The organism is Oscillibacter sp., from assembly GCF_032018205.1.
Lineage (GTDB): Bacteria > Bacillota > Clostridia > Oscillospirales > Oscillospiraceae > Oscillibacter.
On the sequence record NZ_DALZOY010000011.1, the window covers coordinates 113,402 to 123,276 of the forward strand.

At 55.0% G+C, this 9,875-nt stretch carries 11 protein-coding genes; 4 read left to right on the forward strand and 7 right to left on the reverse strand.

All coding sequences use genetic code 11. The annotated features are described in order from the left end of the window. Window positions 1–155: 155 nt before the first annotated feature. The 3 genes from RTU96_RS10185 to RTU96_RS10195 all read right to left on the reverse strand — a co-directional run bounded on the left by RTU96_RS10185 (window position 156) and on the right by RTU96_RS10195 (window position 2,625). Window positions 156–914: an amino acid ABC transporter ATP-binding protein gene (locus tag RTU96_RS10185; RefSeq protein WP_312636478.1), complete on the reverse strand. Its 759-nt coding sequence runs from the start codon at window positions 912–914 to the stop codon at window positions 156–158. A 14-nt stretch (window positions 915–928) separates the two neighbouring features. Continuing rightward, the gene (locus RTU96_RS10190) at window positions 929–1,660 is read right to left on the reverse strand and encodes an amino acid ABC transporter permease (protein ID WP_312636479.1); all 732 of its coding nucleotides are present in this window, start codon (window positions 1,658–1,660) and stop codon (window positions 929–931) included. A 74-nt stretch (window positions 1,661–1,734) separates the two neighbouring features. Beyond that, window positions 1,735–2,625: an amino acid ABC transporter substrate-binding protein gene (locus tag RTU96_RS10195; protein ID WP_312636480.1), complete on the reverse strand. Its 891-nt coding sequence runs from the start codon at window positions 2,623–2,625 to the stop codon at window positions 1,735–1,737. Between the two features lie 211 nt (window positions 2,626–2,836). On the opposite strand from RTU96_RS10195, the gene spoIVA reads away from it, so the two are divergent. Continuing rightward, window positions 2,837–4,312: a stage IV sporulation protein A gene (gene spoIVA / locus RTU96_RS10200; protein ID WP_293007582.1), complete on the forward strand. Its 1,476-nt coding sequence runs from the start codon at window positions 2,837–2,839 to the stop codon at window positions 4,310–4,312. A 67-nt stretch (window positions 4,313–4,379) separates the two neighbouring features. Here the strand turns inward: spoIVA and RTU96_RS10205 are convergent, their stop codons facing one another. Next, window positions 4,380–4,898, reverse strand: coding sequence for an STM3941 family protein (locus RTU96_RS10205; RefSeq protein ID WP_312636481.1), 519 nt, complete (start codon window positions 4,896–4,898; stop codon window positions 4,380–4,382). 76 nt (window positions 4,899–4,974) lie between these two features. Beyond that, window positions 4,975–5,502, reverse strand: a complete 528-nt coding sequence (locus RTU96_RS10210; protein WP_312636482.1) for a methylated-DNA--[protein]-cysteine S-methyltransferase — start codon at window positions 5,500–5,502, stop codon at window positions 4,975–4,977. A 150-nt stretch (window positions 5,503–5,652) separates the two neighbouring features. Here RTU96_RS10210 and RTU96_RS10215 point away from each other — a divergent pair, with 150 nt between their 5' ends. Continuing rightward, entirely contained in the window at window positions 5,653–6,423 is a 771-nt protein-coding gene (locus tag RTU96_RS10215) for a type III pantothenate kinase (protein ID WP_293007577.1), read from the forward strand. Between the two features lie 70 nt (window positions 6,424–6,493). On the opposite strand, the gene RTU96_RS10220 is transcribed toward RTU96_RS10215, so the two are convergent. Further along, window positions 6,494–6,745, reverse strand: coding sequence for a hypothetical protein (locus RTU96_RS10220; RefSeq protein WP_293007575.1), 252 nt, complete (start codon window positions 6,743–6,745; stop codon window positions 6,494–6,496). A 177-nt stretch (window positions 6,746–6,922) separates the two neighbouring features. After that, window positions 6,923–8,161: a 6-phosphofructokinase gene (locus tag RTU96_RS10225; RefSeq protein WP_312636484.1), complete on the reverse strand. Its 1,239-nt coding sequence runs from the start codon at window positions 8,159–8,161 to the stop codon at window positions 6,923–6,925. Window positions 8,162–8,400: 239 nt separating this feature from the next. Between RTU96_RS10225 and fba the strand changes: the two genes are divergently transcribed. Together fba and RTU96_RS10235 are read left to right on the forward strand one after the other, a co-directional pair. Then, window positions 8,401–9,339 carry a class II fructose-1,6-bisphosphate aldolase gene (gene fba / locus RTU96_RS10230; RefSeq protein WP_312636485.1) on the forward strand — a complete coding sequence of 313 codons (939 nt, stop codon included), beginning with the start codon at window positions 8,401–8,403 and terminating at the stop codon, window positions 9,337–9,339. Between the two features lie 164 nt (window positions 9,340–9,503). After that, window positions 9,504–9,875: amidase domain-containing protein (locus tag RTU96_RS10235; RefSeq protein ID WP_312636486.1), on the forward strand; the 372-nt coding region annotated here is incomplete at its 3' end.

Genomic DNA, 9,875 nt, shown 5'->3' on the forward strand with positions numbered 1-9,875 from the left:
ATTTTAATCGTCCTTATGCCGCTGCATTCCGCCGGTCTCTGTGTTCCATAGCGCAAGACAAGAATCCATAGTTGAAATATGTCCCGGTACAAACAAATTTAAATTTAGATTGCCGCCAGAGGCGACAAAATGCTGCAAAGCGAGGCCCCGTTGCCTCAACTCGAAAACCGGGACAGAAACTGCTTCGTCCGCTCTTCCTTTGGTGTACCAAGCACCTCGTGGGGCGCGCCCTGCTCCACAATGACACCACCGTCCATGAAAATTACCCGGTCCGCAACATCCCGGGCAAAGGACATTTCGTGGGTGACAATCACCATAGTCATTTTTTCCTGTGCGAGCTGGCGGATGACCTTTAAAATTTCACCGGTCAGCTCTGGGTCCAGTGCCGAGGTGGGCTCGTCAAAAAACAGAATTTCCGGCTGCATGGCCAGCGCCCTGGCAATGGCCACCCTCTGTTGCTGTCCGCCGGAAAGCTGGCAGGGATAGCACCCCGCTTTGTCGAAAAGGCCCATTTTTTTCAGCAGCTCCAATGCCGCGCTCTCCGCCTCCGCCCGGCTTCTGCCCGCTACGCTGACAGGCGCGTCCGTCAGGTTTTTCAAAACTGTGTAATGGGGAAAGAGATTAAAATTTTGAAATACCAGCCCAAAACAGCGCCGTATTTTTTTCAGATCTCCGGCATAAACCGTTCTGCCACGCGCATCGTTCCATGCAGCTTTGTTCCCGGAATAGGAAAGCTCGCCGCCGTCCATTTCCGTCAACAATGTGGCGCAGCGCAGCAGGGTGGACTTTCCGGAGCCGGAGGGACCGATGATGGCCACCACTTCGCCCTTGTCCACGCTCACTGAAATGTCCCGCAGCACCTCCGCAGTCCCGTCAAAAGACTTGCGGACGCCGTTCAACTCCATCACTTTCATCTTCGGACACCTCCTCAGCTATAATAGCTCATATGTTTTTCAATGCGTTCCATCCCCCAAGCCACCACGCTGTTAAACAAAAAGTAGAACGCTCCCGCGATAAATAGCGGGAGGACGGTGGTGTTGGCGGCGGAAATCTGCTTTGCAACGTTGAACAGCTCCTGATAGGCAATAACAAAGGCCAGAGACGTGTCCTTAACCAGCGTAATTACTTCATTGGTGACGGCAGGGAGGACCCGCTTTACCATCTGGGGCAGAATAATCTTAAAAAAAGTCTGCCTCCGGCTATAGCCCAGCACCTGCGCAGCCTCATACTGTCCCTGCGGGATGGACTGGATGCCGGCGCGGTAAATTTCCGCGAAGTAGGCGGCATAGTTGATGGAAAACGCAATGACCGCCGCCAGCAAGCGGGAATAGCCCGACAGACTGATACCTAAAACGTAGTAGGGTCCGAAATACACCACCATCATCTGAAGCATCAGTGGCGTGCCCCGGAGGACGGAGATAAAAAACCGCACCAACGCCTGCACGGGCTTGAATTCCCGCAGAGCAGACATCGCTTTCCCAGGTTTCTTCCCGACGATTTCTCCTTTTGCGCCAAGACGGCGCAGAGGCGCCCAGGCGGACATCCGCCCCAGCGCCACCAGAAGCCCCAAAGGCACGGAAAACACCAGCGTCAGCACAAAAAGCTGCACGGCTGCCCACAGGCCCGTCAGCAGTTGCTGAAGTACATTTGCCAAAACCATTTCAAATTCTCCTTGATCTTCAATTGCCGGTGAGGGCGGCGGGGTTTCCCGCCGCCCTCACGGAAGCAGTCTGCTTATTCGCCGTAGCAGAGCATATCGGCCAGCTCCGGCGCATCGTAGGTTGTGGCGGCTGCGGTGGCAATTTTCTGGAAGGTTCCGTCGGCCCACATGGCATCCAGCGTGTCCTTTACCTGATCGGCCAGCTCCGTGTTGCCCTTTTTGAAGCCGATGCCGTACTGCTCGGTGGACAGAGGCTTTTCCAGCATCACAAACTTATCGGAGCCACGGGTTTTCAACTGGAAGTTGGCCACGCCGATGTCCACCGCGATGGCGTCGTTTGCGCCGGATTCCAGATTCATAAAGGCGGTATTGTAGTCGGGGACCTCGTCCAGCGCGGAGAAGGAGGCGGCCAGAGCAAGATTTTCGTCGTTGCTGCCGTCGCCGGGGTCGTCAGTCAGCGCCGTGAGGGCGGAGGAGCCGGACTGGGTCACAACCGGCTTTCCGGCAAGCTGCGCCGCGTCGGTAATCCCGCTGTCAGACCGCACCACAAACATAATGGAGTTATTTACGTAGGGGCCTACCCATGTATAGTTTTCCTCGCGGCCGGTCATGGTGAAGCCGTTCCAGATGCAGTCAATATTTCCCGCGTCCAGTTCCATGTCCTTGGATGTCCAGTCAATGGGCTGGCGATTAAGCTCCCAGCCGTTGCGGTCGCAGACCTCCTGCGCCAAATCCAGATCGAAGCCCACGTAGCTTCCGTCGTCGGCAATAAAGCCATAAGGGGGATACTCCGCATCGAAGCCGACGGTAAAGGTGGTGCGTGCCGCGCTGCCGGACGCGGCCTCCGGAGAAGATGACGCGGAGCCGGACGTTTCGCTGCCTGCGGGCGCAGTGCCACCACAGGCGGCAAGAGAGCCGACAATTGCCGCCATGGCAAGCAGAGCCAGAACCTTTTTCATTTTCATTATAATTCCTCCATTTTAAGGGCACCGCCCTCGTGATTTAGATAATTATCAATTTAGCATGATAATACACAACTGTAAATATGCGATATCCAAAAAGAATCCGCAAAAAAGCGACGGGCTTTTGTGCAATTTTCGGTGGCTCCTGCCTGTCATACTTGTCAGGCTTTCCACATAGAGTGGAAGCAGGATTGCAAGAAGGACGGGGGATGCTATGAATACGACCATCTATCAGAATATCGCCACCCGGACCGCCGGTGACATCTACATCGGTGTGGTAGGCCCGGTACGCACGGGAAAATCTACATTTATTAAACGGTTTATGGAGACGCAGGTGATCCCCAACATTGAAAACGTCTACCGCCGTGAGCGGGCCAGAGACGAGCTGCCCCAGAGCGGCTCGGGACGGACCATCATGACGGCGGAGCCAAAGTTTGTGCCGGAGGAGGCCGTTCAGATTCAGCTGTCCGACGGGGCGGCGTTTTCCGTGCGGCTGATTGACTGCGTGGGGTATATGGTTCGGGGCGCCATCGGGTCCACGGAAGACGACCAGCCCCGCATGGTAACAACTCCTTGGTACGACCATGAGATTCCTATGATGGAGGCGGCGGAGCTTGGCACCCGCAGGGTGATTGCGGAGCACTCCACCATCGGCATCGTCATCACCACCGACGGGTCCATCTCTGAGATTCCCAGAGAGGATTATCTGGAAGCGGAGGAGCGGGTGATCCGGGAGCTTCAGGAGCTGGGAAAGCCATTTATCGTCCTGCTGAACTCCGACTCGCCCAAATCCGAGCGGGTGCAGGCGATGGCAAAGGACATTGCCGCCCACTATGACGTGAACTGTATGCCGGTGAACTGTTTGGAACTGGACGAGGCAGCGGTGGCGGACGTATTGAAGGCCGTGCTGTACGAGTTCCCCATGCAGGAGCTGGATGTGTTCCTGCCCGCGTGGGTGGACGCCCTTCCGGCGGACCACCCCATTAAAGCCGGACTGTACGGTTCGGTGCGGGAAGGGACCATGGGACTGCGCCACATCCGGGAGGTTGACGGCGTGATCGCGCAGCTTGGAAAGAGCGAGAACATCAGCTCCGCCAAGCTCACCGGCATCGACCTTGGAACGGGTGTTGCCTCATCGGTGCTGCTTCTGCCGCAGGAGCTGTTTTATCGGACGCTGTCGGAGCAGTCCGGTTTCTCTGTGGCGGACGACGGAGACCTGATGAGCCTGCTGACCCGGCTTGCCACCGTGAAAACGGAGTACGACAAGGTGGCGGGCGCGCTGAATGATGTGCGGGAAAACGGATACGGCATTGTGGTTCCCGGTCTTGACGAACTGAAGTTGGAAGAGCCGGAAATCATGAAGCAGGGTGGACGGTACGGCGTCCGCCTGAAGGCCAGCGCCCCCAGCATCCACATGATTCGTGCCGACATCGAGACGGCGGTCAGCCCCATCGTTGGGAATGAAAAGCAGTCGGAAGACATGGTGAACTATCTCTTACAGGAATTTGAGGGGGATACCAGCAAAATCTGGCAGTCCAATATCTTTGGCCGCAGTTTCCACGAGCTAGTGAGTGAAGACCTGCAAAACAAACTCCAGCGGATGCCTGACGACGCACGAAAGAAGCTTCAGGAGACGCTGACCCGCATCATCAATGAGGGCAGCGGCGGGCTGATCTGCATTATTCTTTAATAAAAAAGGCAGAGGGAAGCACTTTGTGCTTCCCTCTGCCTGTATGTATAGATTACTGACGGCGATTTTACTGCGCTGCCATATGCCGTCTCTGGAGTTCTCCAATCAGATCCTGCGGAGAGACATCGCTGGGGCTCAATGAGATACTAATAGGCTGATGCCCCAACTTGAGATTCCACCGCGCTAACCATTTCTTGACACCACTAAGCTTTTCAATATAAGCTTCCTGATTTTTTAACAAAACTTCAATAAATACATTGTTCATCATACTGCCAAGATAAATAAATTCAATATCGCTCCACGGAATAAATCCGAAAGAAAGTACAGTGCTGTTTTCTAAAATACCATCTGCAGTGACCGTAAGGAGCGGCTTTCCGGACAGCGTCTTTTTGATAAAAAAAATACTGCAAAAAGTATAAAGGAGAATACTAAAAGCTGCAAAAACTCTTAACACAATCTGCGGAAAAGGGCTTTCCATCAAATCTGCGAACAGTAGAAACACACTAAGCAAGGTCATTCCTAATATGATGCATATGACGAGGAAAACGCCTTTTCCTGACTGTTTGACAACAATTGTTTCATTCATTTTCTCTGCGTCCTTTCCAATCAAAAAATGCCGAACTCTGCTTCAATTTATAAATTTCATGTAAAGTATATTCCCTTTATAGATATTCCCTCTCTTTGGGAAGGTGGAATCTTTTTAAATCCACGCCCTCCAGCTCCAGCAGGCGCATTTTGTTCGCAAATCCCCCGGCGTAGCCGGTGAGGGAGCCATCTCCGCCCACCACCCGGTGGCAGGGGATCAGAATGGAAACAGGGTTGTGTCCCACCGCGCCGCCCACGGACCGGGCCGATGCGGCTATTCCCCGCGCTTGCAGGCGCTGTGCCAGCGCGCCGTAGGTGACGGTTTCGCCCCGGGGAATTTCCAGCAGAAGCTTCCATACCTCCTTGCGAAACGCGCTGCCTTGGGGAGCCAGCGGCGGAAGAGCGTCGGGAATCCCGCCTGAGAAATAGACCTCCAGCCAGTCCCGCGTTTGATTAAAAACCGGAAGCGCGGCGGTTTTTTCGTGCCCCGTAAGCGTGGAGCCGAAATATTTCTGCCCTTCCAACCAAAGCCCGGTCAGCGCCGTGCCGTCCGACGCAAGGCACAGAGGCCCTAAAGGGGAGGAAAGCTTGCAAATTGTATCCATAGGCAAAATTCCTTTCAAATTCTAAAAAGCAGTTGTTAAGGGAAACTTTTGTTCGATTGATAAAATCATTATAGCAGAATGCAGTTCCGCTTGCAAGAGTTGTCCGGACGTGATACCATAAAAGCATCAGACAGGGGAGGGGATTGCGACATGCTTCTGGCCATCGACGTGGGAAATTCCAATATGTCCGTGGGGCTGTTCGGCCCGGACAGGGAGCTGAAGTTCCTGGCCGCGCTGGATACGGACATCCGCAGAACGGCGGATCAGTTCAGCATTGACTTGATGAATTTATTTGCGCTGTATCATTACGATCTGAAGAACGTCAGCGGAGCCATTGTGTGCAGCGTGGTTCCGCCGCTGAATTTCATGTTGGAAAAGGCGGTGGGCCGATTACTTGGGAAGCCGCCCATGGTAGTGGGGCCCGGCGTGAAAACGGGCCTGAACATCCGCATGGACTTTCAGACCCAGATGGGGGCCGACATTGTGGCGGACGCGGTGGCGGCTCTTGAGAAATTTGCCGCACCTATTGTCACCATCGACATGGGCACCGCCATTACCATCGGGGTCATCTCCCACGACCGCACCTATGAGGGCGGGCTGTTGCTGCCGGGGGTCAATGTCTCGCTGGAGGCCTTAAGCCGCCGGGCGGCGCAGCTTCCCGCCATTTCCCTCCAACACCCCAAGTCTCTCATCGGCAAAAACACAGAGGACTGCATGCGCGCCGGTATCATCTACGGAACCGCCGGGATGCTGGACGGCGTGTTGGACCGCATCCGGGACGAATTTCGCGGCAAGACCGTCAGCGTGGTGGCCACGGGAGGGAGCGCACCCATCATCGTGAAGTACTGCCGGAACGAGATTATCTACGACAAGTACCTTTTGATGGACGGGCTGTGGGCCATCTACCAGAAAAACCGATAGGAGGGAAAAGTAAGATTCAATAAAACAGAGAGGGCCTTTCGGCCCTCTCTTCTATATAGAAAAAGTACGCTCAGTTTCCACAGTGCCGCGCAACACAGGTGGCGGAAATCTGTGGGGGAAGACTCATCGTCATGGCTCCGCTGTAACGGATGCACACGCACTCACCGCAGGAGAAGCAGCATGCATTGTTTGCATGAACAACAACCTCTTGGTTTGTAGCGCAGTCGCACACCAGTAGCTGACAGCGCTCGGCGCGAAGAATACGCGCGATCATCACGGTATCCATGACGGTATCATTATTGCGACAAGTTTCAAGCTCCAAAATAATTACCTCCAATACACAGGCCGCAATCTATCATATTCAAAGCAAACGGCTTCAGTGCATCGTACCTCCGGACAGAAACGGGCGCAGCCGCAGGGTACTGACGAGGACAGTCTGCACTGGGAACGACTCTCTTAAATTACAATGCGGCCCGCTCATTCGAGCGGGCCGCATGTTTTATTTCGCCAGCACTTTTTTAAGCTTCGCAAAGCGGGGGAGGGAGTCCGCCTTCGGCAGCTTCGGCTCGCCCTGAATCAAGGGCAGTACATAGTCAATAAAGGGCTGCTCCACGCCGTTGCCTCTGGCGTTAATCCACTCCCGGGGGACCTTTTTCTCCGTGTTGGCAACGTCGGTCAAGTTCAGCAGAGCCGTTTTGCAGACGTAATGTCCATCCCGCTCGATTCGCTCAAAGCCCACCATCTTGTCGGTGATGCCGTTGACCGCATTTTCCACGGCGGCCTTTCCAGCCATAAATGATTCTTCAATATCTGTCTCGGAGGCCAGATGCGCGCCGCAGCGCTGCAAAAGGCTCAGCTCGATGCCCCGAACCTTGGCGCCGGTCTTCTCCTTGACGACGGCGGCAAGCGTGGCGGCAAGACCGCCCAACTGGGCGTGGCCAAATCCGTCGGTGGCGGACGCCTTGGCCTCGGAGACAAAGGTGCCGTCTGGATAGTGGATGCCCTCGGACACGGCCACCATGCAGTTGCCCTTTTCCTTGTAGATGCGCTCCACGTCGGCCAGAAATTCCTCCATGTTGAAGTCTGTCTCCGGCAGGTAAATCAGGTCTGGACCCGCGCCATAGGCCGTGGCCAAAGCGGCCGCGCCCGCCAGCCAGCCGGCGTGGCGGCCCATGATTTCAACGATGCAGACCATTCCGGTGTCGTAGACACGGGCGTCCTGATAAACCTCCATGCAGCTTGTGGCGATATACTTGGCGGCAGAGGCGTATCCGGGGCAGTGGTCCGTACCGTACAAATCGTTGTCGATGGTCTTGGGTACGCCCATCACGCGGCATTCATAGCCCGCCTTCTGCATATACTTGGAGATTTTGTTGCAGGTGTCCATAGAATCGTTGCCGCCGTTATAAAAGAAGTAGCGCACATCATACTTTTTAAATGTCTCCAAAATGCGTTTGTAGTCGGTGTCGTCCATATCCGGGTCCGCCATTTTGTAGCGGCAGGAGCCAAGGGCGGAGGAGGGAGTGTATTTCAAAAGCTCCAGCTCTGCGGGGTCCTCCTTGCCCATGTCGAACAAACGGTCGTTCAAAACGCCCTTGATGCCGTGCTCCGCGCCGTAAACCGCAGTGATGGCGGGAGAATTCAGTGCGGTGGCAATCACGCCGTACGCGCTGGCGTTGATCACAGAAGTGGGACCTCCGGACTGGCCTAAGATGCAGGCGCCTTTCAGTTCACTCATGGATAGTTCCTCCTGATTTTTCATCCCGGAAAGCCGGGCTTGATAAATGTATAAGTGAAAATATTTTATCATGTTCACCCACAATTGTAAATACTTGCAATTTTATTTCTCTGTGCTATTATGATATCAGAAAATCGTTTTCTTTAATCGTATCCAAACCGTTTTGGATGGATGCACGGATCCAAGCGCGTGTTCTCGCCGCGCCGGGAAAACAATAATTTTGACAGGAGATGATTGATATGCCACTGGTCACGTCAACCGAAATGTTTAAAAAGGCCTATGAAGGCAGCTATGCCATCGGTGCGTTCAACGTCAACAACATGGAGATCGTACAGGGCATCACCGAGGCCGCCCGTGATCTGGATGCCCCCCTGATTCTTCAGGTATCCAAGGGCGCCCGGGCCTACGCCAACCATACCTATCTGATTAAGCTGGTAGAGGCCGCGGTCATTGAGTGTCCCAACGTTCCCATCGTGCTCCATCTTGACCACGGCCCGGATTTTGAAACCTGCAAAAGCTGCATCGACGGCGGTTTCACCTCCGTGATGATCGACGCCTCCGGCAAACCCTTCGACGAGAATATTGAGATCACCCGAAAAGTGGTGGAATATGCCCACGACCACGGTGTGGTGGTGGAGGCAGAGTTGGGGACTCTGGCCGGGATTGAAGACGAAGTAAACGTCAGCGCCGAGGACTCCTCCTATACCCGCCCCGAAGAGGTGGAGGAATTTGTCTCCCGCACCGGCTGCGACTCTCTGGCCATCGCCATCGGCACCAGCCACGGCGCGTTCAAGTTCAAGCCCGGAACCAAGCCCCAGCTCCGGTTTGACGTGCTGGAGGAGGTTTCCCGTCGGCTGCCCGGCTTCCCCATCGTGCTGCATGGTTCTTCCTCTGTACCGCAGGAGTTTGTGGAGAAGATCAACAAATTCGGCGGCAACATGCCCGGCGCCATCGGCGTGCCGGAGGATCAGTTGCGCCACGCGGCCGAGCTGTCCGTGTGCAAAATCAACATCGACTCCGACCTTCGCCTTGCCATGACGGCCTGCATTCGGGAGCACTTCGCACAAAACCCGGGTGATTTTGACCCCCGCCAGTATCTCAAGCCCGCCCGTCAGGCTATTAAGGACATGGTGTCCCATAAGCTGATTCACGTTCTGGGCTGCGACCACAAAATTTAATCGTTTTTAGAAAAACAGGGCAGGGAGACAACCGTCTCCCTGCCTTTTCATACGGACTGCGCGCCGCTCATGTAAAAAATTGCGCGGGCGGGCGTGTACGCCAAAGGCCGGTGGTGGCACAATTCTCTCCCTTCGCATAAGCTGGGGGCAGGGGAGGGGTGCCCATGATTTTACAGGACTATGACCGCCAGGCAGCGGTGCAGTACGCCCACCGCTGGGCCTATGGCCGGAATCCGGCATTTTACGACTATGAAAGCATCGGCGGAGACTGCACAAACTTTGCGTCCCAGTGCCTTTATGCCGGGGGCGGCGTGATGAATTTTTTCCCGACCTATGGCTGGTACTATATCAACGCGAATCAAAAGGCCCCCGCATGGACGGGAGTGGAATTTCTGTATAACTTCCTCACCCGGTCTCAGACCTCGGTGGGCCCTGTGGGTGTGGAATGTCAATTATGGGAACTGCGTCCGGGCGATCTGGTTCAGCTCTCTCTCGGAGGAAGTCGTTATCAGCATTCACCAATCGTGGTGGAGGCG

Coding starts and splice junctions, on each gene's coding strand:
- RTU96_RS10185 (WP_312636478.1), bottom strand. CDS start 914: ATGAAAGTGATGGAGTTGAACGGCGTCCGCAAGTCTTTTGACGGGACT.
- RTU96_RS10190 (WP_312636479.1), bottom strand. CDS start 1,660: ATGGTTTTGGCAAATGTACTTCAGCAACTGCTGACGGGCCTGTGGGCA.
- RTU96_RS10195 (WP_312636480.1), bottom strand. CDS start 2,625: ATGAAAATGAAAAAGGTTCTGGCTCTGCTTGCCATGGCGGCAATTGTC.
- spoIVA (WP_293007582.1), top strand. CDS start 2,837: ATGAATACGACCATCTATCAGAATATCGCCACCCGGACCGCCGGTGAC.
- RTU96_RS10205 (WP_312636481.1), bottom strand. CDS start 4,898: ATGAATGAAACAATTGTTGTCAAACAGTCAGGAAAAGGCGTTTTCCTC.
- RTU96_RS10210 (WP_312636482.1), bottom strand. CDS start 5,502: ATGGATACAATTTGCAAGCTTTCCTCCCCTTTAGGGCCTCTGTGCCTT.
- RTU96_RS10215 (WP_293007577.1), top strand. CDS start 5,653: ATGCTTCTGGCCATCGACGTGGGAAATTCCAATATGTCCGTGGGGCTG.
- RTU96_RS10225 (WP_312636484.1), bottom strand. CDS start 8,161: ATGAGTGAACTGAAAGGCGCCTGCATCTTAGGCCAGTCCGGAGGTCCC.
- fba (WP_312636485.1), top strand. CDS start 8,401: ATGCCACTGGTCACGTCAACCGAAATGTTTAAAAAGGCCTATGAAGGC.